19 protein-coding genes are annotated in these 22065 nt (G+C 71.8%); 15 read left to right on the plus strand and 4 right to left on the minus strand.

The window, feature by feature from the left end:
• Positions 1-5: 5 nt before the first annotated feature.
• A complete protein-coding gene (locus tag ACZ67Q_RS21920; protein WP_471184596.1) occupies positions 6-2174 on the minus strand; it encodes an ATP-binding protein in 2169 nt (722 codons plus the stop codon).
• Positions 2175-2327: 153 nt separating this feature from the next.
• Here ACZ67Q_RS21920 and ACZ67Q_RS21925 point away from each other — a divergent pair, with 153 nt between their 5' ends.
• The 13 genes from ACZ67Q_RS21925 (at position 2328) to nusB (ending at position 15405) form a co-directional block, all read left to right on the plus strand.
• A complete protein-coding gene (locus tag ACZ67Q_RS21925) occupies positions 2328-2765 on the plus strand; it encodes a DUF948 domain-containing protein (RefSeq protein ID WP_471184598.1) in 438 nt (145 codons plus the stop codon).
• A gap of 16 nt (positions 2766-2781) precedes the next feature.
• Positions 2782-3129: a hypothetical protein gene (locus tag ACZ67Q_RS21930; protein ID WP_471184601.1), complete on the plus strand. Its 348-nt coding sequence runs from the start codon at positions 2782-2784 to the stop codon at positions 3127-3129.
• A complete protein-coding gene (alaS, locus tag ACZ67Q_RS21935; RefSeq protein WP_471184603.1) occupies positions 3129-5801 on the plus strand; it encodes an alanine--tRNA ligase in 2673 nt (890 codons plus the stop codon). The genes ACZ67Q_RS21930 and alaS overlap by 1 nt, the downstream gene beginning before the upstream one ends.
• Before the next feature lie 27 nt (positions 5802-5828).
• Positions 5829-6293 carry a Holliday junction resolvase RuvX gene (ruvX, locus tag ACZ67Q_RS21940; protein ID WP_471184606.1) on the plus strand — a complete coding sequence of 155 codons (465 nt, stop codon included), beginning with the start codon at positions 5829-5831 and terminating at the stop codon, positions 6291-6293.
• A gap of 121 nt (positions 6294-6414) precedes the next feature.
• On the plus strand, positions 6415-8157 hold the full coding sequence (gene mltG, locus ACZ67Q_RS21945) for an endolytic transglycosylase MltG (protein WP_471184608.1): 1743 nt from the start codon (positions 6415-6417) through the stop codon (positions 8155-8157).
• Positions 8138-8977 (plus strand): shikimate dehydrogenase, encoded by an 840-nt coding sequence (locus ACZ67Q_RS21950; protein WP_471184611.1) that lies wholly within the window; start codon positions 8138-8140, stop codon positions 8975-8977. Before mltG ends, ACZ67Q_RS21950 begins: the two co-directional genes overlap by 20 nt.
• A gap of 279 nt (positions 8978-9256) precedes the next feature.
• Entirely contained in the window at positions 9257-10441 is a 1185-nt protein-coding gene (aroC, locus tag ACZ67Q_RS21955; protein ID WP_471184614.1) for a chorismate synthase, read from the plus strand.
• Entirely contained in the window at positions 10438-10953 is a 516-nt protein-coding gene (locus ACZ67Q_RS21960) for a shikimate kinase (protein WP_471184616.1), read from the plus strand. The genes aroC and ACZ67Q_RS21960 overlap by 4 nt, the downstream gene beginning before the upstream one ends.
• Complete coding sequence (gene aroB, locus ACZ67Q_RS21965) at positions 10950-12041, plus strand: 3-dehydroquinate synthase (protein ID WP_471184618.1); 1092 nt, start codon at positions 10950-10952, stop codon at positions 12039-12041. The genes ACZ67Q_RS21960 and aroB overlap by 4 nt, the downstream gene beginning before the upstream one ends.
• 161 nt (positions 12042-12202) lie before the next feature.
• Positions 12203-13096, plus strand: a complete 894-nt coding sequence (locus ACZ67Q_RS21970) for a Pro-rich N-terminal domain-containing protein (protein ID WP_471184621.1) — start codon at positions 12203-12205, stop codon at positions 13094-13096.
• A gap of 147 nt (positions 13097-13243) precedes the next feature.
• Complete coding sequence (locus ACZ67Q_RS21975) at positions 13244-14350, plus strand: aminopeptidase P family protein (protein ID WP_471184624.1); 1107 nt, start codon at positions 13244-13246, stop codon at positions 14348-14350.
• A 51-nt stretch (positions 14351-14401) separates the two neighbouring features.
• The gene (efp, locus tag ACZ67Q_RS21980; RefSeq protein ID WP_043498973.1) at positions 14402-14968 is read left to right on the plus strand and encodes an elongation factor P; all 567 of its coding nucleotides are present in this window, start codon (positions 14402-14404) and stop codon (positions 14966-14968) included.
• A gap of 2 nt (positions 14969-14970) precedes the next feature.
• Positions 14971-15405, plus strand: coding sequence for a transcription antitermination factor NusB (gene nusB / locus ACZ67Q_RS21985; protein WP_361635074.1), 435 nt, complete (start codon positions 14971-14973; stop codon positions 15403-15405).
• Between the two features lie 58 nt (positions 15406-15463).
• On the opposite strand, the gene ACZ67Q_RS21990 is transcribed toward nusB, so the two are convergent.
• From ACZ67Q_RS21990 to bldD, 3 genes are all read right to left on the minus strand, one after another.
• Positions 15464-16153 carry a hypothetical protein gene (locus tag ACZ67Q_RS21990; RefSeq protein WP_471184628.1) on the minus strand — a complete coding sequence of 230 codons (690 nt, stop codon included), beginning with the start codon at positions 16151-16153 and terminating at the stop codon, positions 15464-15466.
• Between the two features lie 47 nt (positions 16154-16200).
• Positions 16201-19314: a CHAT domain-containing protein gene (locus ACZ67Q_RS21995; protein ID WP_471184630.1), complete on the minus strand. Its 3114-nt coding sequence runs from the start codon at positions 19312-19314 to the stop codon at positions 16201-16203.
• A gap of 216 nt (positions 19315-19530) precedes the next feature.
• The gene (gene bldD, locus ACZ67Q_RS22000; RefSeq protein ID WP_110626898.1) at positions 19531-20031 is read right to left on the minus strand and encodes a transcriptional regulator BldD; all 501 of its coding nucleotides are present in this window, start codon (positions 20029-20031) and stop codon (positions 19531-19533) included.
• 402 nt (positions 20032-20433) lie between these two features.
• On the opposite strand from bldD, the gene pyrR reads away from it, so the two are divergent.
• Together pyrR and ACZ67Q_RS22010 are read left to right on the plus strand one after the other, a co-directional pair.
• Entirely contained in the window at positions 20434-20991 is a 558-nt protein-coding gene (pyrR, locus tag ACZ67Q_RS22005) for a bifunctional pyr operon transcriptional regulator/uracil phosphoribosyltransferase PyrR (protein ID WP_471184633.1), read from the plus strand.
• 91 nt (positions 20992-21082) lie between these two features.
• Complete coding sequence (locus ACZ67Q_RS22010) at positions 21083-22060, plus strand: aspartate carbamoyltransferase catalytic subunit (protein ID WP_471184635.1); 978 nt, start codon at positions 21083-21085, stop codon at positions 22058-22060.
• Positions 22061-22065 lie beyond the last annotated feature (5 nt).

A 22065-nucleotide genomic window follows, 5' to 3' on the forward strand; every position in this document is an offset into this window, starting at 1 on the left:
CTCCCTCAGCCCGCCGTCTCCCCGCCCTTCCGGGTGGGCGAGGCGGCGGGCTGCCGCGTTCCCCGGCCACCGCCCTGCGCTCTGCGCGGGGGCGGAACGGACGGCAGCGACCGGTCCCGGCCAAGCGCCCGCGCCACCGCCTCGGGCCGCCCGAGCCGCCGCCCCTGCCGTACGCACTCCTCGTACCGCCCGTCCCCGAGCCGCTCCCGGGCCGTCGCCTCGCACAGCTCGTGCGGACCGTTGTAGTAGGCGGACCCGAACAGCGGCAGCCCCACCGACGGCCACATCTGCGCCGCGGCGCCCTGGAGCACCGCCGCCTCCGCCGCGTCCCCCTCCGCCGCGGTGACCAGCGCCAGCAGCTCCATCGACAACACCGAGCCGAGCAGATCGCGAAAGGCGTGCGCGCCGCCCAGGGACTCGGTCAGCAGCGCCCGGGAGCGGGCCGTGTCCCCCTCGGCCCAGGCCGCGTACGCCAGCACGAACAGCGCGTACCCGAGCGCCCACCGCTCGCCGTGGTCCTCGCAGACCTGCCGCACGTCCTCGCACAGCCGCACCGCGTCCGCCAGATCGCCCTGGAACGCCCGGGCCATCGCCAGCTCCACCTGGCCCATCAGCACATTGCTGTTCAGTTCGCCGATCTCCCGGTAGCGCTCCAGCGCCGAGCGCAGCAGCCGCTCCGCACGCGCCATGTCGTCCGTGACCAGCGCCAGACATCCGGTGCGGTGCTCGGCGTAGGCGACACCGGTCGCACTGCCCACCCGCTCCGCCTCCGCCCGGCACTCCGTCAGCGCCGCGAGGGCGGGCACCGGATCACCCTGCAGGATCGCGACATAACCCAGCACCCACAGGGCCTTCAGCCGCGGATGCTCGCCCGCGCTGTGCGCACCGCCCTCCGTCTGAAGCTCCAGGCTGCGCTGCAGCCAGTGGCGCCCCTCCGCCAGCCGCCCGCAGCCCGCCCAGTAGAACCACAGCGAACCGGCCAGATACTGCCCCAGATGCGCCTCGCCCGGTTCCGTCAGACAGTGCTCCAGCGCGCACCGCAGATTCGGCAGCTCGGTCTCGATGCGCTCGGCCACCTCCGCCTGCCGGGGCGAGAACCAGTCCAGCTCGCACCAGGTCGCCAGCCCCATGTACCAGTCGCGGTGGCGGCGCCGCATCCGGTCCGCGTCCCCGGTCGCCGCGAGCCAGTCGGCGCCGTAGGCCCGGATCGTGTCGAGCATGCGGTAGCGCACGCCCGCGGCGGCCTCCTCGCGGGTCACGACCGACTGCGCGATCAGTTCCGTCAGCACGTCCAGCACGTCGTCGGCCGGCAGCCCGTGCCCGCTGCACACGTACTCCACGGCGTCCAGGTCGAACTGCCCGGCGAACACCGTCAGCCGCGCCCACAGCAGCCGCTCGGCCGGGGTGCACAGCTCGTGGCTCCAGCCGATCGCAGTGCGCAGCGTCCGGTGGCGCGGCAACGCGTCGCGCACCTCACCGGTCAGCAGCCGGAACCGGTCGTCCAGCCGCTCCAGCAACTGCCCCGGCGACAGCACCCGCAGCCGTCCCGCCGCCAGCTCCAGGGCCAGCGGGACGCCGTCGAGGCGCCGGCACAGCTCGCGCACCTCGGGGCCGTCCCCGACGGGTACACCCTGGGCGGCGGCGCGTTCGGCGAACAGCTTCACCGCCTCGTCCTCGCCGAGGGGCGCGAGCGGCAGCAGCCGTTCGCCGGCCAGCCGCAGCGGGCACCGGCCGACCGCGAGGATCCGCAGCTGCGGGAGCCGGGCCAGCAGGTCCGCCACCAGCTCGGCGCACCCCTCGGCCAGATGCTCGAAACCGTCGACGACCAGCAGGAGTTCACGGCCGGCGAGATGCGCGAGCAGCGTCTCGCGCGGCGCCCGGGACGTGTGGTCGGTCAGCCCCAGCGCCTCCACGAGCGCGTACGCGACGAGGCCGGCGTCCCGCAGCGGCGCCAGATCCACATGCCACACTCCGTGCGGGGCCACGCAGCGCGCCGCCGCCCGGGCCGCGAGCCGCGACTTGCCGACCCCGCCGGGGCCGGTCACGGTCACCAGCCGCGAGCCGCGCAGGGCCTCGGCCAGGTCGGCCAGTTCGCCGGCCCGGCCGACGAACGCGTTCGTTTCCGCGGGCAGATGGCCGCCCGCGGGAGTACCGGCGCGCTGATGATCTCGCATGGGACACGGAGCGTACTGAACCGTAATCACTGCGTACAATCGCTTCCCGGAACTCCGGCACCCACGCCCCCTAATCCGGTACGGAGCCCGAGCCCCGGCGCGATAGGCTCGGTGCACGACTTTCTCGATGTTCAGGCACGTTTCAGGGAGCGGGTGCGCACAGTGTCCGGTGGAGAGGTGGCCGGGATCCTGGTGGCCGTCTTCTGGGCGATCCTGGTCTCCTTCCTCGCGGTGGCTCTCGCGAGGCTGGCCCAGACGCTCAAGGCGACGACCAAGCTCGTGGCGGACGTGACCGACCAGGCCGTCCCGCTGCTGGCAGACGCCTCCCAGGCGGTGCGCTCCGCGCAGACCCAGATCGACCGGGTCGACGCGATCGCCTCCGACGTCCAGGAGGTCACGTCGAACGCCTCCGCCCTGTCGACCACCGTCGCCTCCACCTTCGGCGGCCCGCTGGTCAAGGTCGCGGCCTTCGGCTACGGCGTCCGCCGGGCGCTGGGCGGGCGCAAGGGTGACGTGCCCGCCGAGGAGGCGAGGCGTACCGTGATCGTGGGCCGCACCGTCCCGGCCTCGCGACGGGGCAAGCGGAAGTAAGGACTGAAACAGAGCGATGTTCCGCCGTACGTTCTGGTTCAGCACGGGCGTCGCCGCCGGTGTGTGGGCCACCACCAAGGTCAACCGCAAGCTGAAGCAGCTGACCCCGGAGAGCCTCGCCGCGACCGCGGCGAACAAGGCGCTCGAGACGGGACAGCGGCTCAAGGACCGCGCCGTGGGCTTCGCGCTCGACGTCCGCGACAACATGGCCCAGCGGGAGGCCGAGCTCGGGGAGGCCCTGGGCATCCACGAGAACCCGGAACTCGCGGCCCCCGGGCGGTACGCCGCCATCGAGAACAACCGCAGCAACCCGAAGTACGCCGAGAACCCGACGTACTCGTACAACCGGAATGAGGACCACTGATGGAGTCGGCTGAGATCCGCCGCCGCTGGCTGAGCTTCTTCGAGGAGCGCGGGCACACCGTCGTCCCTTCGGCGTCGCTCATCGCGGACGACCCGACTCTGCTCCTCGTCCCCGCCGGCATGGTGCCCTTCAAGCCCTACTTCCTGGGCGAGGTCAAGCCGCCGTTCCCGCGCGCCACCAGCGTGCAGAAGTGCGTGCGCACGCCCGACATCGAAGAGGTCGGCAAGACCACGCGGCACGGCACGTTCTTCCAGATGTGCGGCAACTTCTCCTTCGGCGACTACTTCAAGGAAGGCGCCATCAAGTACGCCTGGGAGCTGCTCACCACGCCCCAGGACAAGGGTGGTTACGGCCTGGAGCCGGAGAAGCTCTGGATCACCGTCTACAAGGACGACGACGAGGCCGAGCGCATCTGGCACGAGGTCGTCGGCGTGCCGAAGGAGCGCATCCAGCGCCTCGGCATGAAGGACAACTACTGGTCCATGGGCGTCCCCGGCCCGTGCGGCCCCTGCTCCGAGATCAACTACGACCGCGGCCCCGAGTTCGGCGCCGAGGGCGGCCCCGCCGTCAACGACGAGCGGTACGTGGAGATCTGGAACCTCGTCTTCATGCAGTACGAGCGTGGCGAGGGCATCGGCAAGGACAACTTCGAGATCCTCGGCGAGCTGCCGAGCAAGAACATCGACACGGGCCTCGGCCTGGAGCGACTCGCCATGATTCTGCAGGGCGTGCAGAACATGTACGAGATCGACACCTCCATGGCCGTCATCGACAAGGCCACCGAGCTGACCGGCGTGGCCTACGGCGACGCCCACCACTCGGACGTCTCCCTGCGCGTGGTCACGGACCACATGCGCACCTCGGTGATGCTCATCGGTGACGGCGTGACCCCCGGCAACGAGGGCCGCGGCTACGTGCTGCGCCGCATCATGCGCCGCGCCATCCGCAACATGCGGCTGCTCGGTGCCACCGGTCCGGTCGTCAAGGACCTGATCGACACCGTCATCGAGATGATGGGCCGGCAGTACCCCGAGCTGATCACGGACCGCGAGCGCATCGAGAAGGTCGCCGTCGCCGAGGAGAACGCCTTCCTCAAGACGCTGAAGGCCGGCACCAACATCCTCGACACCGCCGTCACCGAGACCAAGCAGGCCGGCGGCACGGTCCTCTCCGGCGACAAGGCGTTCCTGCTCCACGACACCTGGGGCTTCCCGATCGACCTCACCCTCGAGATGGCCGCCGAGCAGGGCCTGTCGGTGGACGAGGACGGCTTCCGCCGGCTGATGAAGGAGCAGCGGGAGCGCGCCAAGGCCGACGCCCAGGCCAAGAAGACCGGCCACGCCGACATGGGCGCCTACCGGGAGATCGCCGACACCGCCGGCGCCACCGACTTCATCGGCTACACGGACACCGAGGGCGAGTCCACGATCGTCGGCCTGCTCGTCGACGGCGTCTCCTCCCCGGCCGCCACCGAGGGCGACGAGGTCGAGGTCGTCCTGGACCGCACCCCGTTCTACGCCGAGGGCGGCGGTCAGATCGGCGACACCGGCAAGATCAAGGTCGACTCCGGTGCCGTCATCGAGATCCGCGACTGCCAGAAGCCGGTCCCGGGTGTCTACGTGCACAAGGGTGTCGTGCAGGTCGGTGAGGTGACGGTCGGCGCCAAGGCCCACGCCTCCATCGACTCCCGTCGCCGCAAGGCCATCGCCCGCGCCCACTCGGCCACCCACCTGACCCACCAGGCTCTGCGCGACGCCCTCGGCCCGACGGCCGCCCAGGCCGGTTCCGAGAACCAGCCCGGCCGCTTCCGCTTCGACTTCGGCTCCCCGTCCGCCGTTCCGACGGCCGTGATGACCGACGTCGAGCAGAAGATCAACGAGGTGCTCGCCCGTGACCTCGACGTCCGCGCCGACGTCATGGGTATCGACGAGGCCAAGAAGCAGGGCGCCATCGCCGAGTTCGGCGAGAAGTACGGCGAGCGGGTCCGCGTGGTGACCATCGGCGACTTCTCCAAGGAGCTGTGCGGCGGCACGCACGTGCACAACACCGCCCAGCTGGGCCTGGTGAAGCTGCTCGGCGAGTCCTCCATCGGCTCGGGCGTACGCCGTATCGAGGCCCTCGTCGGGGTGGACGCCTACAGCTTCCTCGCCCGCGAGCACACGGTCGTCAACCAGCTCACCGAGCTGCTCAAGGGCCGCGCGGAGGAGCTGCCGGAGAAGGTCTCCGCCATGCTCGGCAAGCTGAAGGACGCCGAGAAGGAGATCGAGAAGTTCCGCGCCGAAAAGGTTCTGCAGGCCGCCGCCGGTCTCGCCGAGTCCGCCAAGGACGTGCGCGGCGTGGCCGTGGTGACCGGCCAGGTCCCGGACGGCACCACCCCCGACGACCTGCGCAAGCTGGTCCTCGACGTGCGGGGCCGTATCCAGGGCGGCCGGGCCGCCGTCGTGGCCCTCTTCACGGTGAACAACGGCAAGCCGCTCACGGTCATCGCCACCAACGAGGCCGCCCGCGAGCTCGGTCTCAAGGCCGGTGACCTGGTCCGCACCGCCGCCAAGACCCTCGGCGGCGGCGGTGGCGGCAAGCCGGACGTCGCCCAGGGCGGCGGTCAGAACCCGGCCGCCGTCGGCGAGGCCGTCGACGCCGTCGAGCGTCTCGTGGCCGAGACGGCCAAGTGACGGTCGAGTAAGGAAACGGTCGGAATCATGCGCAGAGGACGTCGGCTCTCGATCGACGTCGGGGACGCCCGGATCGGGGTCGCCTCGTGCGACCCCGACGGGATCCTCGCCACCCCGGTGGAGACGGTCCCGGGCCGCGACATCCCCGCCGCCCACCGCCGGTTGCGCCAGCTGGTGGAGGAGTACGAGCCGATCGAGGTCGTCGTCGGTCTCCCTCGCTCCCTCAAGGGGGGCGAGGGCCCGGCCGCCGTCAAGGTCCGCGCCTTCGCGCAGGAGCTGGCCCGGGGCATCGAGCCGGTGCCGGTCCGTCTGGTGGACGAGCGGATGACCACGGTCACGGCCAGCCAGGGGCTGCGTGCCTCGGGCGTGAAGGCCAAGAAGGGCCGCTCGGTCATCGACCAGGCGGCGGCCGTCATCATCCTGCAGCAGGCGCTCGAATCCGAACGGGTGTCAGGCAAAGCCCCGGGCGAGGGCGTCGAAGTGGTCATCTGATCGCGATACGGTAACGTTCCGCGCGATGCGGCGGTGTTCGAACAGCCGCCGCACAACAAGAGGCGGGACGGAGCCGGAGCCACCAGCCGCGTGACCGCCGCCTCGCGGCTCTAGGGGATCGATGACTGAGTATGGCCGGGGCCAAGGCTCCGAACCGTGGCATCCGGAGGACCCGTTGTACGGGGACGGCGGATGGGAAGGGCAGCAGCCCCACGTGGGCCATCAGCCTGCCTACGGCGGCCAGCAGCACCACCCGCAGCAGCCGCAGCACCACCAGCAGCACGGGCAGCACCCGCAGCAGCACGGGCAGCACCCGCAGCACGAGGGCTACGGCGACTGGGGGCCCGAGCAGCAGTCCGGGTACGGCCAGCAGCAGTACCAGCGGCACCAGGAGCAGCAGCAGTACCAGCACCAGCAGCAGTACTACGGCGAGCAGCAGTACCCGCAGGACGGTGGCTGGGACACCACGGGCACGCACGGGCACGTGCCGTACCCGCCCGACCCGGCCGACCCCTACGCACAGCAGCCCGCCGCCTACGGCGGTGAGCAGCCCGACTTCTACCAGACCGAGGGCGCCTACCCGCCGCCGGAGCCGCCTGCCCGTCGGCGCGGCGAGCCGGAGCCGCGGCAGGAGACCGACTGGGACCCCGGCCCCGACCAGGGCGAGCACGCCTTCTTCGCGGGCGATGACCCGGACGCGGACCCCGAGGACGACGCCGAGCCCCGCGGGCGCGCGGCCCGGCGCGGCGGCAAAGGGGGCAAAGACGGCAAGGGCGGCAAGAAGAAGAGCCGGAACGGCATCGCCTGCCTGGTGGTCGCGCTCGTGTTCGGCGGCGGACTCGCCGGCGTCGGCTACGTCGGCTACACCTTCTACCAAAATCGTTTCGGCTCGGCCCCGGACTACGCGGGCGACGGAACGGGCGAGAGCGTGACCATCGAGATCCCCAAGGGCGCCGGCGGCTACGACATCGGCCGACGTCTCAAGGCGGCGGGCGTGGTCAAGAGCGTCGACGCGTTCGTCTCCGCCCAGCAGCAGAACCCGCAGGGCAACTCCATCCAGGCCGGCGCCTACATCCTGCGCAAGCAGATGTCGGCCGCCAGCGCCGTCGAGATGATGCTCGACCCCAAGAGCCAGAACAACGTCATGGTCACGCCCGGTGAGCGCAACGCGCACGTCTACGCGGCGATCGACCAGAAGCTGGGCCTCGCCACCGGCACCACCAAGGACACCGCCGAGAAGCAGTACAAGAGCCTCGGCCTGCCCAGCTGGGCGAACAACAACAGCGACATCAAGGACCCGCTGGAGGGCTTCCTCGCCCCGGGCACCTATCCCGCGGCCAAGGGCATGAAGCCGGAGACGGTGCTGAAGGCGATGGTGACCCAGGCCAGCGAGGCCTACGGCCGCTACGACCTCCAGGGCAAGGCCCAGGCCCTGGGCCTGAAGGATCCGCTGCAGCTCGTCACGGTGGCCAGCCTGGTCCAGGCCGAGGGCAAGACCCACGACGACTACCGCAAGATGGCCGAGGTGGTCTACAACCGCCTCAAGCCGACGAACACGGAGACCAACCAGCTCCTGCAGTTCGACTCGACCTTCAACTATCTGAAGGGCGAGAGCAACATCCACATCGCCACGCGCGAGATCTACAAGAACAAGGACCCGTACAACACGTACACGAACAAGGGTCTGCCGCCCGGCCCCATCGGCAACCCCGGTGACGACGCCATGAAGGCGGCGCTGAATCCGACGCACGACGGCTGGATCTACTTCGTGGCGACCGACGGCGTGAGCAACACCGAATTCGCCAGGACGCTGGCCGAGTTCAACAAGCTCAAGGACAAGTTCAATGAAAGCTCGGGCAACTGACGCCCGCCGGGCGGCCGTCCTCGGCTCGCCCATCGCGCACTCCCTGTCCCCGGTGCTGCACCGGGCCGCCTACGCGGAGCTGGGCCTCGACGGCTGGAGCTACGACCGCTTCGAGGTCGACGAGGCCGGGCTGCCCGGTTTCTTCGGCACGCTGGGTGCCGAGTGGGCGGGACTGTCCCTGACCATGCCGCTGAAGCGGGCCGTGATCCCGCTGCTGGACGAGATCAGCGAGACCGCGTCCTCGGTGGAGGCCGTCAACACGGTCGTCCTCACCGAGGACGGCCGCCGGGTCGGGGACAACACCGACATCCCCGGCATGGTCGCCGCGCTGCGCGAGCACGGCATCGAGGAGGTCGACACGGCCGCGGTGCTCGGCGCCGGTGCCACCGCGTCCTCGGCGCTGGCCGCGCTGTCCCGGGTGTGCTCGGGCGAGGTCGTCGTCTATGTGCGCAGCGAGGCCCGCGCCGCCGAGATGCACCAGTGGGGCGAGCGCCTGGACGTCGAGGTGCGCACCGCCGACTGGGCGGACGCGGCCGAGGCCCTGCGCGCGCCCCTGGTCATCGCGACCACACCGGCCGGGACGACCGACTCCCTGGCCGCCGCCGTACCGGAGCGGCCCGCCACGCTCTTCGACGTGCTGTACGACCCCTGGCCGACCGAGCTGGCCGCACGCTGGTCGATGTTCGGCGGTGCCGTGGTCAGCGGGCTGGACCTGCTCGTGCACCAGGCCGTCCTCCAGGTCGAGCAGATGACCGGGCACGCCCCCGCCCCGCTGGAGGCGATGCGCCGGGCGGGCGAGAAGGCCCTGGCCGAACGCTGACGTCCGCCCGGAAGGGCGGCTCGTCCACCCCGGGTGGGCGGCTCCTCGGCAGCGCGGCGAGTGCCGGATGCTGCCTGTACGCCCAGGCCGGAAGCGGCCGCACGTGCGCGTGCGCCGTCCGTGTCGGCGTCCGCCTGCTGGACCGGCGGCCGGGACTGTGGCCGGGACGTGGGAGGATCGGAGGTGGCGGGCCCGGGCCGCGCACCCGGTCGCGCCGTCGCCGTACGCGTGCGTGCGTGTACGCGGAGCAGAACCAGGCGCGAGCACTGAGGAGCATCGTTGAGCAGGCTGCGTTGGCTGACCGCGGGTGAGTCCCATGGTCCCGCACTTGTCGCGACGCTGGAGGGCCTTCCCGCCGGCGTGCCGATCACCACGGAGATGGTGGCGGACCACCTGGCGCGGCGGCGGCTCGGCTACGGCCGCGGTGCGCGGATGAAGTTCGAGCGGGACGAGGTGACCTTCCTGGGTGGTGTCCGGCACGGGCTGACCCTGGGTTCCCCGGTCGCGATCATGGTGGGCAACACCGAGTGGCCGAAGTGGGAGAAGGTCATGGCGGCCGATCCGGTGGACCCGGAGGAGCTGGCCGCGCTGGCCCGCAACGCGCCGCTGACCCGGCCGCGTCCCGGCCATGCCGACCTGGCGGGCATGCAGAAGTACGGCTTCGACGAGGCCCGGCCGATCCTGGAGCGTGCCTCGGCGCGGGAGACGGCGGCGCGGGTGGCGCTGGGCGCGGTGGCCCGCTCCTACCTGAAGGAGACGGCCGGCATCGAGATCGTCAGCCATGTCACCGAGCTGTGCTCGGTGAAGGCGCCGCGCGGGGTGTACCCGACGCCGGCCGACGTCGAGAAGCTGGACGCGGACCCGCTGCGCTGCCTGGACGCGGACACGTCCAAGGCGATGGTGGCCGAGGTCGACCAGGCCCACAAGGACGGTGACACGCTCGGCGGTGTGGTCGAGGTGCTGGCGTACGGGGTGCCGGTGGGCCTGGGCTCGCACGTGCACTGGGACCGCCGGCTGGACGCCCGGCTGGCCGGTGCGCTGATGGGCATCCAGGCGATCAAGGGCGTCGAGGTCGGTGACGGGTTCGACCTGGCCCGGGTGCCCGGTTCGAAGGCGCACGACGAGATCGTGAACACGCCCGAGGGCATCCGCCGTGTCTCCGGCCGGGCCGGTGGCACCGAGGGCGGTCTGTCCACCGGTGAGCTGCTGCGGGTGCGGGCGGCGATGAAGCCGATCGCGACGGTGCCGCGGGCGCTGCAGACGGTGGACGTGACCACCGGCGAGGCCACCCAGGCCCACCACCAGCGCTCCGACGTCTCCGCGGTCCCGGCCGCGGGCATCGTCGCCGAGGCGATGGTGGCCCTGGTGCTGGCGGACGCGGTGGCGGAGAAGTTCGGCGGCGACAGTGTCACCGAGACCCGCCGCAACGTGCGTTCCTACCTCGACAACCTCCACATCCGATGAGCGGGCCGCTGCTGGTCCTGGTCGGCCCGATGGGCGTGGGCAAGTCCACCGTCGGGCGGCTCCTCGCCGAGCGGCTCGGCGTGGGTTACCGGGACACCGACGACGACATCGTCACCGGGCAGGGCCGCACCATCGCCGACATCTTCGTGGAGGACGGCGAGAGCGCCTTCCGTGCCGTGGAGAAGGCCGCGGTGCGCGAGGCGCTGGCCGAGCACGAGGGCGTCCTCGCGCTCGGCGGCGGTGCCGTCCTCGACGCCGACACCCGCGCGCTCCTGGCCGGCCATCAGGTGGTCTACCTCTCGATGGACGTAGAGGAGGCCGTCAAGCGCACCGGCCTCAACGCCGCGCGCCCGCTGCTCGCGGTCAACCCGCGCAAGCAGTGGCGCGAGCTGATGGAGGCCCGCCGGCACCTGTACGAGGAGGTCGCCACCGCGGTGGTGCCGACCGACGGGCGCACCCCCGAAGAGGTCACCCAAGCCGCCCTGGACGCAGTGGAGTTGAAGAAAGCATGAGCGAGTCGGTCACGCGGATCCACGTCGGTGGGACGGCCGGCACCGAGCCCTACGACGTCCTGGTGGGCCGTCAGCTGCTGGGTGAACTCGGCGGGCTGATCGGCGCCAAGGCCAAGCGGGTCGCCGTGATCCACCCCGAGGCGCTCGCCGAGACCGGTGACGCACTGCGCGCCGATCTGGCCGAGCAGGGCTTCGAGGCCGTCGCGATCCAGGTACCGAACGCCGAGGAGGCCAAGACCGCCGAGGTCGCCGCCTACTGCTGGAAGGCGCTCGGCCAGTCCGGGTTCACCCGCACCGACGTCATCGTCGGCGTCGGCGGCGGCGCCACCACCGACCTCGCCGGTTTCGTCGCCGCGACCTGGCTGCGCGGCGTGCGCTGGATCGCCGTCCCCACGACCGTCCTGGCGATGGTGGACGCGGCCGTCGGCGGCAAGACCGGCATCAACACCGCCGAGGGCAAGAACCTGGTGGGCGCCTTCCACCCGCCGGCCGGCGTCCTGTGCGACCTGGCCGCGCTGGACTCCCTCCCGGTCAACGACTACGTCTCCGGCCTGGCCGAGGTCATCAAGGCGGGCTTCATCGCCGACCCGGTCATCCTGGAGCTCATCGAGTCCGACCCCGAGGCCGCGCGCACCCCGGCGGGCCCGCACACGGCCGAGCTGATCGAGCGTTCGATCCGGGTGAAGGCGGAGGTCGTCTCCAGCGACCTGAAGGAGTCGGGTCTGCGGGAGATCCTCAACTACGGCCACACCCTGGGCCACGCCATCGAGAAGAACGAGCGGTACAAGTGGCGGCACGGCGCGGCCGTCGCCGTCGGCATGCACTTCGCGGCCGAACTCGGGCGCCTGGCGGGCCGGTTGGACGATGCCACGGCCGACCGCCACCGCACGGTCCTCGAAGCGGTCGGCCTGCCGCTGCACTACCGTTACGACCAGTGGCCCAAGCTGCTGGAGACGATGAAGGTCGACAAGAAGTCCCGCGGTGACCTGCTGCGCTTCATCGTCCTGGACGGCCTGGCCAAGCCGACCGTCATGGAGGGCCCGGACCCGGCGGTGCTGCTCGCCGCGTACGGGGAAGTGGGACAGTAACTCCCGCGAGGTCCCTTCCGCCCGATTCCGCATGCACAGCGGGCACTTCACACCGCCCCCGGCCGTTCACCAATCAGCGGCCGGGGGCGGTACCGTTCGGTAGGGCGGGGTTCGCCCCCGCCGGCCAGCGTCAATTTCTGTACGAGACGGAGTGGCACCGGATGCAGCATGCAGTGGGTTCTCCGCTGCCGCCGCCCCACCAGCCGGGGCACCGACCGGCCGTCGGCTGGTCACCGGCCGCACATCACCCGGTCGCCCCCCACGGGCCGGCCCCCGCACCCCAGGGCTCCGGCCCCGTGCCCCCGCCGCCCCCGGGCTTCACCGGAGCGCCACCCTCCGGCCCGCTGCCGCCACACCCCGCGCCACCGCCCCAGGGGATGCCGCCGCATCCGGCCGCGCCCCCGCCCCCCGACGCCACCGGCCATGTCGCGCTGCCCCCGGGCGGTCCGGTCGGTGTGCCCGCGGTGCCGCCCGCACCGGTCACCCCCGACCCGGCGACCACCACCCTCGCCGTCCTGCTCATTGGCCCGGCCGGGGCCGGCAAGACCAGCGTCGCCCGCTACTGGGCCGACCACCGCGGGGTGCCCACGGCCCACATCAGCCTCGACGACGTGCGCGAATGGGTGCGCTCGGGCTTCGCCGACCCCCAGTCGGGCTGGAACGACCACTCGGAGGCGCAGTACCGCCTCGCCCGCCGGACCTGCGGCTTCGCCGCGCGCAACTTCCTCGCCAACGGCATCTCCTGCATCCTCGACGACGCCGTCTTCCCCGACCGCCCGGTCGTCGGCCTCGGTGGCTGGAAACGGCATGTCGGCCCCGGCCTGCTCCCGGTCGTGCTGCTGCCGGGACTCGACATCGTGCTGGAGCGCAACGCCGAGCGCAGCGGCAACCGCCGCCTCACGGACGAGGAGGTCGCCCGCATCCACGGCCGTATGGCCGGCTGGTACGGCTCGGGCCTGCCGATCATCGACAACTCCCAGCTGGACGTCCCGGAGACGGCGAAGCTCCTGGACGACGTGCTGGCGAGGGCGATAGCGAGTCCGCCGCAGTGGTAGCCAAGGGGAGCGGGCCGACCTGAGGGGCACGGGGAACCCCGCGCCCGCCACGCCCCTCCCGCACCCGTCAGACGACAGGCCCCCCGGCGCACCTCCTTCGGCCCCTCCCAACCGGCACAAAACGCCCATCGCTCCTACGCTCGTCTCATGTCAGAGGTGTACGCGACCCGCCGAGCCAGGCTGAGGGAACGCTGCAGTGTGGGCGGCAGCCCCTCCGCCCTGGTCACCCGTCCCGCCAACATCCGCTACCTGGCGGGCGCGTCCCCGCACGGCGCCGCACTGCTGCTGAGCAGGGACGACGACGTGCTGGTGTGCGCGGGCCCGCTCGAGGACCGGCCCACCGAGGGCCGTCCCGACGAGGCCCTGCGCGTCCACACCCTGTCCGGTCCCGGCGGCGACGCCGCTGTCGCGGCGGCGGGCCTGGCGCAGGCCGCGGGTCTGGACTCCCTCGCCCTGGAGGAGCACCACCTCACCGTCGCCCGGCACCGGGCCATCCGCTCGGTGGCGCCCCGGCTGCGGCTGAGCGACCTGGGCGGCGCGGTGGAACAGCTCAGGGTGGTCAAGGACGAGGAGGAGATCTCCTGCCTGCGGATCGGCGCGGAGATCGCCGACCAGGCCCTCGGGGAGCTGCTGGAGTCCATCCTCGTCGGGCGCACCGAACGGCACCTCGCCCTGGAGCTGGAGCGCCGCCTGGTCGACCACGGCGCCGACGGGCCCGCCTTCGCCACCTCCGTGGCCACCGGCCCGCACGCGGGGCGGCGCGGGCACCGGCCCACCGACCGCCGCGTGGAGGAGGGCGACTTCCTCTCCGTGTGTTTGGGCGCGACCTACCGCGGCTACCGCTGCGAGATCGGCCGCACCTTCGTCATCGGCACCTCGCCCGCCGACTGGCAGATCGAGCTGTACGACCTGGTCTTCGCCGCACAGCGGGCCGGCCGCGAGAGCCTGATGCCGGGCACCGCGTACCGGGACGTGGACCGCGCGGCGCGCCAGGTACTGGACTCCGCGGGCCACTCCGAGCGCCTTCTGCCGCTCACCGGGCACGGTGTCGGACTCGAAATCGACGAGGACCCTCAGTTGACTCCCTCGGCCATGGGTAAACTGGACGCTTGCGTGCCGGTCACCGTCGAACCGGGGGTCCACCTCCCCGGTCGGGGCGGTGTCAGGATCGATGACACGCTCGTCGTCCGCCCCGAGGCGGACGGCGGACCCGAGCTACTCACCATCACGACCAAGGAGCTGCTCGCCCTCTAGGCAGGTGCGTGCCCCGGGGTCGTCCACGTCAGTCCAGGAGATTCCGCAACCGTGGCTTCCACGAACGACCTCAAGAACGGCATGGTGCTCAAGCTCGAAGGCGGCCAGCTCTGGTCCGTCGTCGAGTTCCAGCACGTCAAGCCCGGCAAGGGCCCGGCCTTCGTGCGCACCAAGCTCAAGAACGTGCTGTCCGGGAAGGTCGTCGACAAGACCTTCAACGCCGGCGTCAAGGTCGAGACGGCCACCGTCGACAAGCGCGACATGCAGTTCTCCTACATGGACGGCGAGTACTTCGTCTTCATGGACATGGAGACCTACGACCAGCTGATGGTCGACCGCAAGGCCGTCGGCGACGCCGCCAACTTCCTGATCGAGGGCTTCACGGCCACCGTCGCGCAGCACGAGGGCGAGGTGCTCTTCGTCGAGCTGCCGGCCGCCGTCGAGCTGACCGTCCAGGAGACCGAGCCGGGCGTCCAGGGCGACCGCTCCACCGGTGGCACCAAGCCCGCCACCCTGGAGACCGGCCACCAGATCCAGGTCCCGCTCTTCATCACCACCGGTGAGAAGATCAAGGTCGACACCCGCACCAGCGACTACCTCGGCCGGGTGAACAGCTAACCGTGGCTGCCCGCAACACGGCCCGCAAGCGCGCCTTCCAGATCCTCTTCGAGGGCGACCAGCGCGACGCCGACGTCCTGACGGTCCTCGCGGACTGGGTCCGGCTCTCCCGCTCCGACACCCGGCAGCCGCCGGTGAGCGAGTACACGATGCAGCTGGTCGAGGGCTACGCCGAGCACGCGAAGCGCATCGACGAGCTGATCGCGCAGTACGCGGTGGGCTGGACGCTGGACCGGATGCCGGTCGTCGACCGCAACATCCTCCGTCTCGGTGCCTACGAGCTGATCTGGGTCGACGAGACGCCGGACGCCGTCGTCCTGGACGAGATGGTGCAGCTGGCGAAGGAGTTCTCCACCGACGAGTCGCCGTCGTTCGTCAACGGCCTGCTCGGCCGGCTGAAGGAGCTCAAGCCGTCCCTGCGCAGGGACCAGGCCTGACGCCCCCTGTTCGTGCCATGCCCAAGGGCCCGCGGATCCGTCCGCGGGCCCTTGGCGTTCACTGCCCACCCGCCGCCTGCGGCAGCGCCCCGGCCGGGCCGCCGGGCAGCGCCGGCCGGGCGATCGACGTCAGATCGATCGTGTGCAGCCGTGGGGGCAGCTCCGCCCGGCTGCGCAGGACCCTCATCCTCCGCAGAGAGGCCGCCACGACGACCTCGGCCACGACAGCGGACCCGGCGGGCGCACACACCGCCACCGTCAGCCAGACGCCGGTCAGCGGATGACCCGGCCGCTCACGCAGCAGCCACTCCGGATTGCTGCTGCCGACGCCGTACGCGGTGATGTACTGCTCCTGTCTCGTTCCGTCCGCCGCGTACTCCACGGACGGCTCCGCCACGCCCAGCGGCACCGACACGGCGACACGGAAGCTGTTCCCGCTCGCGGCGCTCGCCGTGTCGGGCGACAGGGCCAGCGCCACGGGCTGCCGTCCGTCGCCGGGCGACGTGAGCCGGATGCCGATGTGCGCGTCCTTGAAGGGCACGGAATCGCCGTCCGGGTCGGGTCGGAAGGCGCAGCCGAACATCAGCAGGAAGTAGTCGTCGTGCGGCGAGGAGGCCGCGAGCAGGGCCGGGTTCACCCCGCGCTCCCGCAGCTGCTCGAGCGTCTGCCGGACGACGTAGGGCTCGGTGACGGTCAGCCGACGGCGGATGCGCTCCTCGGCGGTGTTCCCCTGGAGCGTCGCCGGCACGATCAGATCGACGTCGTACGTGGTGAGCGGGGGCAGGTCCGAAGGAATCAGCCGGTCCTTCCGTCGGGGCGCGTCCAGCCGCCGTGATACGCAAAGGCCCCCCAGTCGCGGTACTGGGGGAAGCGGGCGCGGGTGACCGTCTGGGCGTGACGGAAGGCGCGCAGGGTGTCGTGGTGAGCGGCAAGATGCCCGTACAGCTCACCGAAGAAGCAGGTGGCCGGGTCGGTCCGCACGGGCCACAGGCAGCCGACCACCGCGCGCGCCCCGGCCAGCAGGAACGCGGCGGGCAGCCCGCGTGGGTTGTCGGCGAGGTCGAAGCGTCCGAGGGCCGATTCACAGGCACCCAGGGTGACCAGATCCACGCCCCGCAGATCACGGGCCAGGACCTCGTGGCCGAACAGCCGGCCGTCCGCTCCCTCGCCGGGCGGGTTGAGGTACAGGCACTGGAACCAGGAGGCGTCCTGGCTGTGTGCGCCGTGTGCCGCCACGTGCACATAGCGGGCGCCCTCGGCGCGGTCCAGGAAGGACGCCGGTGTCGCCTCCGGGCCGACCAGGGCGGCACCGCCCGCGAGCGCGGCCACCGCCGCCGCGTGTCGGTCCAGCACCGGCTCCGGACGCAGGCCCCAGGGCGTGCCGCCCAGCGCCGCACCCAGCGACACGAGCCCCGCCCCGGTGCGCTGCCCGGGATTCCGGGCGCCGGTGACACAGACCGGGCTCGGCACGGTGGTCACGGTCCAGTCGTCTGCCAGCGGACGCTCCGCCGAGCGCAGCAGCGGGAAGGGCAGGAAGTGGAGAGGACCGTGCGCCCAGAAGCACAGATGCCGTTTTCCCTCGCCGTGCAGGCGGCTCAGCACCTCGCCCAGATCGCCGAAGAACCCGCCGAAGTCCAGGGCCTGCGACCCGATCCGCGTGACCTCACCGTGCAGCGGGTCGGTACGGACGACCTCGCGCACCTCGGCCACGTCCCGGGCCAGGGGGTGCATGGTCTGCCGGTAGCCGTCCTTGCTCACCTGGATCACCGCGGCGGGCATGCCGGCGAAGGGCAGTACCCGGATGTCCCGGACACCCTCCGCGGTGATCGTCATCAGATGCAGCGCGGCGGCGGGCTGACCGTCCGGACCGGCCGCCTCCATCCCCCGGGGCTGTTGCGCGATCCACACCGAGACCAGCACCGTCTCCGCGGGTAACGCGGTCACGACATCGCTCAGTTCCGGGTACGCGTCTCCCTCCCGCACCGGTCCCGGGGCGTACAGGCTGCGGGAGAGCTGGCGGTCGAAGGAGCGCCGGAGATTGCCCAGCAGCTCGTGTTCGCCGTGCCCGGGCGCCTGTTCCTGGGGGCCCGCGTAGCAGAGCATCTCCAGGTCCTCGGCGATGTCGTACAGACGTGGCGGCACGGACTCGCCGAGCCTGTTCTCGAGTTCCTCGACCCGGCGCCGGAGCTCCGCGAGCAGGGGGAGCGGGTGGCGGGGGCCGGGCGACAGCAGCGCGCGGGAGAAGTCGAGACCCTTGGCGGTCGTGTGCAGCATCAACAGTGCCCCCGCCGACTGCGGGCCCTCCCTCGTCCGGCTGCCGAGCCGTTGGGCCGCCGCGACGAGGGCGTAGGCCGACTTCTCGTCCAGGCCGGCCTGCAGCCGCGGTGCGACCCCCATCCGGAGGATGACGGCCGCGCGCGTGACCTCGTCCATGCCGCCCGAGTCGGCGCACTGCACCATCAGTCCCAGTTCCCGCAGCGCCTGGCTCTGCAGGCCGAGCACGGCGTAGTGGCGTGCCGCCTGGGCGTGCAGGTCGATGGCGTCCGCCGGCCGGCCGTCCTCCTGATACGCGGTGGCCGCCGCGGCCGAGGCGCTGCCCAGCAGGCATCCCACGGCGTCGCCGGCTCCGGGCCCCGCGTCCGGGAGGTCGTCGCGCAACCCGTCCAGCACGGTCCGGGCGGCCCGGGCGTGTCCGGCCTGGTACAAGTGCGCCGCGAGATGCACCAGCGTGGCGGGGTGGGGACTCGCGTCCGTGATCGTCCCGGCGAACGCGCGCTTGATCCCCGCTTCGGTGTCCTCCGCGGGGCAGGGCGTCGGATCGCCGGGCAGCACATGCACGTGGCTGTGCCACACCTCCCACAGCTGCTCCCGCTCCCGGGGCTCGGGCAGCTCGGTCGGGACGGTCGTCACCAGTTCGCGCAGCAGATCACGTCGGCCGGTCTCCCGCAGCAGATGCAGGGCCTGGTCCAGCACCGCCCAGGTCTCCCGTTCGCCCCGGGCTCTCACCAGCTCGGACAGCGGCAGCGGCAGCAGGTCCCGGAGGCTGGCAGGCGCGGGCTCGCCGTCGTAGTGGGCCAGGACCCGTCGCAGACGGATCGCGTTGACGGGATCGCGTGCCGGGTCGATCAGGGCCGCCGCGGCACGGTAGTTCGCCAGCCACGCGTCCAGCATCCAGTTCCCGGCGTCGGAGTCCCCCATGAGGACGGCCAGCGCCTCGTTCACGGCGTTCAGACAGCGGGCACGCTCGTGCCCGTGGCTGAGACCGACGGCGCCGTAGAGGTAGGGCAGGGCCTCCAGCGACGCGTCCACGGGGTGGGGCAGGGCCTCCAGGACGTCCGGGTCCTCGTCGGCTCCGCCTTCCGCGGCGGGGCCGGAGGTGAACAGGCGACTGTGCACCAGTGCCCGGATCTGCCGTTCCCGGACGGCGAGGGAGTCGTCCAGCACCGGTGCGGCCATGTGCGGATGGACCCGGAGGATCCCCGCCGCGTACATGGTCTCGGCCAGTTCCTCCAGCTCGCCCGCCTTGCGCAGGGTCTCGATCTGCTCGTCGGCGACGGCACAGGCCAGCCGCAACCGCCGGCCGCTGGGCCGCTCCACGAGGTCGAGCCGTACGGCCTCCACCAGGAGGTCGGCGGCCGGCCACCAGGGGGAGGACATGCCGCGCCCCCAGCGCTGCTCGGACAGTGCCATGAGGAGCCGGGCCACCAGATAGCCCGTGGCCGGGGCACCGGCCCGGACCTGGTGCAGGCCGAACGCCACCAGGTGATGCGCCTTCTCCTGGGTCAGCGGCCCGCCCGCGGACCGTATGCGCTGTTCGGCGGCCTCCTCGCTGAGATGACCCGCGTGGATGTCCCGTACGAGGGCCACCAGGGCGTTCAACGCCTCGTCCGGTTGGTCACTCACCGACATGGCCGCCCCCCGGCTCCCTCGACGATTCGTCCGCCAGGATCGTGGCACAGACGCCGAGCGTCCGTACGGGTGATCCGGACGGCCGACGAGAGTGCCGGCAGGGCGGGGGAGAGACCCCGGAAAGGCGTGCCGCGGGGGACGGAAGAACGCACCAGGGGCGGAGCCGTGTGGCTCCGCCCCTGGTAGAGACGTTTCTGCTGAGGGTGCCCGGGGCGCTCAGCTCTCCTCGTGGGCGACCGCGCGACGCGCGTCCGCGTCCAGCACGCCCCAGCTGATCAGCTGCTCGGTGAGGACCGAGGGCGACTGGTCGTAGATGACGGCGAGTGTGCGCAGGTCGTCCTGGCGGATGGAGAGCACCTTGCCGTTGTAGTCACCGCGCTGCGACTGGATGGTGGCCGCGTAGCGCTGCAGCGGGCCCGCCTTCTCCACCGGGACGTGGGCCAGGCGCTCCAGGTCCAGGACCAGCTTCGGCGGGGGCTCGGCGGCGCCGCCGGGGGTCGTGCCCGGGAGCAGCTCCTGCACCGGAACGCCGTAGAAGTCCGCCAGCTCGGCGAGGCGCTGCACGGTCACGGCACGGTCGCCGCGCTCGTACGAACCGACCACGACCGCCTTCCAGCGTCCCTGGCTCTTCTCCTCGACACCGTGGAGGGAAAGGCCCTGCTGGGTGCGGATGGCCCGGAGCTTGGCCCCGAGCTGTTTGGCGTATTCGCTGGACATATAGCTCCCCGGCACTGTGTCGACGCGACTGGCTTCGTCCATGCCGCGCGGCTGGTAACTCACTGTGAGGTTACGCAGCGTGATTCTCCTGCGTCAAGCCGAATGGTCCACACCGACTCTTCCGTGGTAGTGGCGGCCGACTACGCCAAGCGGGTGGTGACAGGGGGCCGAGTGGGTGGCACCCCGGCGCGTCGCGGGCGGTGCGCCGGTCGTCCCGTGGGTGTCGGCCCGGGCTCTGCGAGGGCGGATCGCGCGTGCGGAGCGGGGGTCGTTCCGTGGATGCCGGAGCGGGCCGTGCAGGGGTGGGCAACCGGGCATGGTCGCGGCCTGCTACCGTGGATGGCGCAAACCCGACGTCCTTTAAGGTCCGTCCCGTGAGGCGGAGAAGGAGGTCCTTTTCGTATGGACACGCAAGCGTCCGATGCGAGGCCCGTTCTCGAAGGCCCCGACATCGCGCGGGTAATGACCCGCATCGCCCACGAGATCGTCGAGCGCGCCAAGGGCGCCGACGACGTGGTGCTCCTCGGCATCCCCACCCGGGGCGTCTTCCTCGCCCAGCGGCTCGCCGCCAAGCTCGAGCAGATCACCGAGCGCAAGGTGCCGGTCGGCTCGCTGGACATCACCATGTACCGCGACGACCTGCGCATGCACCCGCCGCGTGCGCTGGCCCGCACCGAGATCCCCGGTGACGGCATCGACGGCAAGCTGGTCGTGCTCGTGGACGACGTGCTGTTCTCCGGCCGCACCATCCGCGCCGCCCTCGACGCCCTGAACGACATCGGGCGCCCCCGCGCGGTGCAGCTCGCGGTCCTCGTGGACCGCGGTCACCGGGAACTGCCGATCCGCGCCGACTACGTCGGCAAGAACCTCCCCACGTCGTTGCGGGAGACGGTCAAGGTCCTTCTCGCCGAGGAGGACGGTCGCGACACCGTGCTGCTCGGTGTGAAGACCGACCAGTAGCACCTCGCGCGCCGGGCGGCTTCGGCATGCCCGCACACGCACCGAAGTGCGCTCATCCTCCCGAATTGAACTGCCCTACGGAGCCTGACAGATGCAGCGTCATCTCATCTCGGCCGCCGACCTCACCCGCGACGACGCCGTCCTGATCCTCGACACCGCCGAGGAGATGGCCCGGGTCGCCGACCGGCCGATCAAGAAGCTGCCGACCCTGCGCGGCCGCACGATCGTCAACCTCTTCTTCGAGGACTCCACCCGCACCCGCATCTCCTTCGAGGCCGCCGAGAAGCGCCTGTCCGCGGACGTCATCAACTTCACCGCCAAGGGCTCCAGCGTGTCCAAGGGCGAGTCCCTGAAGGACACCGCGCAGACCCTGGAGGCCATGGGCGTCGACGCCGTCGTCATCCGGCACGGCGCCTCCGGGGCCCCGTACCGCCTCGCCAACTCCGGCTGGATCGACGCCGCCGTCATCAACGCCGGCGACGGCACCCACCAGCACCCCACCCAGGCACTGCTGGACGCCTTCACCATGCGCCGCCGCCTGGTCGGCCGGGACGCCGGGCTCGGCCAGGACCTGGCCGGCAAGCGGATCACCATCGTCGGCGACGTCCTGCACAGCCGGGTCGCCCGCTCCAACGTCGACCTGCTGCACACGCTCGGCGCCGAGGTCACCCTCATCGCGCCGCCCACCCTGCTGCCGGTCGGCATCGAGACCTGGCCCTGCGAGGTCTCCTACGACCTCGACTCGACGCTGCCCAAGAGCGACGCGGTGATGATGCTGCGCGTCCAGCGCGAGCGGATGAACGCCGCCTTCTTCCCCACCGAGCGCGAGTACTCCCGCCGCTACGGCCTCGACGGCGACCGCATGGCCAAGCTGCCCGAGCACGCCATCGTGATGCACCCCGGCCCGATGGTGCGCGGCATGGAGATCACCGCCGAGGTCGCCGACTCCGGCCGCTGCACCGCCATCGAGCAGGTCGCCAACGGCGTGTCCATCCGGATGGCCGTCCTCTACCTGCTGCTGGGCGGCAACGAGCCCGCCGTCACCCACACCCGTATCGAGGAGAAGTAAGAAGA

The organism is Streptomyces sp. NPDC036813 (assembly GCF_055609245.1).

What these genes read in the sequence shown, in the direction of transcription:
- ACZ67Q_RS21920 (WP_471184596.1), bottom strand. Translation starts at nt 2,174, where the DNA reads ATGCGAGATCATCAGCGCGCCGGTACTCCCGCGGGCGGCCATCTGCCC.
- ACZ67Q_RS21930 (WP_471184601.1), top strand. Translation starts at nt 2,782, where the DNA reads ATGTTCCGCCGTACGTTCTGGTTCAGCACGGGCGTCGCCGCCGGTGTG.
- alaS (WP_471184603.1), top strand. Translation starts at nt 3,129, where the DNA reads ATGGAGTCGGCTGAGATCCGCCGCCGCTGGCTGAGCTTCTTCGAGGAG.
- ruvX (WP_471184606.1), top strand. Translation starts at nt 5,829, where the DNA reads ATGCGCAGAGGACGTCGGCTCTCGATCGACGTCGGGGACGCCCGGATC.
- mltG (WP_471184608.1), top strand. Translation starts at nt 6,415, where the DNA reads ATGACTGAGTATGGCCGGGGCCAAGGCTCCGAACCGTGGCATCCGGAG.
- ACZ67Q_RS21950 (WP_471184611.1), top strand. Translation starts at nt 8,138, where the DNA reads ATGAAAGCTCGGGCAACTGACGCCCGCCGGGCGGCCGTCCTCGGCTCG.
- ACZ67Q_RS21960 (WP_471184616.1), top strand. Translation starts at nt 10,438, where the DNA reads ATGAGCGGGCCGCTGCTGGTCCTGGTCGGCCCGATGGGCGTGGGCAAG.
- aroB (WP_471184618.1), top strand. Translation starts at nt 10,950, where the DNA reads ATGAGCGAGTCGGTCACGCGGATCCACGTCGGTGGGACGGCCGGCACC.
- ACZ67Q_RS21970 (WP_471184621.1), top strand. Translation starts at nt 12,203, where the DNA reads ATGCAGCATGCAGTGGGTTCTCCGCTGCCGCCGCCCCACCAGCCGGGG.
- ACZ67Q_RS21975 (WP_471184624.1), top strand. Translation starts at nt 13,244, where the DNA reads ATGTCAGAGGTGTACGCGACCCGCCGAGCCAGGCTGAGGGAACGCTGC.
- ACZ67Q_RS21995 (WP_471184630.1), bottom strand. Translation starts at nt 19,314, where the DNA reads ATGTCGGTGAGTGACCAACCGGACGAGGCGTTGAACGCCCTGGTGGCC.
- bldD (WP_110626898.1), bottom strand. Translation starts at nt 20,031, where the DNA reads ATGTCCAGCGAATACGCCAAACAGCTCGGGGCCAAGCTCCGGGCCATC.
- pyrR (WP_471184633.1), top strand. Translation starts at nt 20,434, where the DNA reads ATGGACACGCAAGCGTCCGATGCGAGGCCCGTTCTCGAAGGCCCCGAC.
- ACZ67Q_RS22010 (WP_471184635.1), top strand. Translation starts at nt 21,083, where the DNA reads ATGCAGCGTCATCTCATCTCGGCCGCCGACCTCACCCGCGACGACGCC.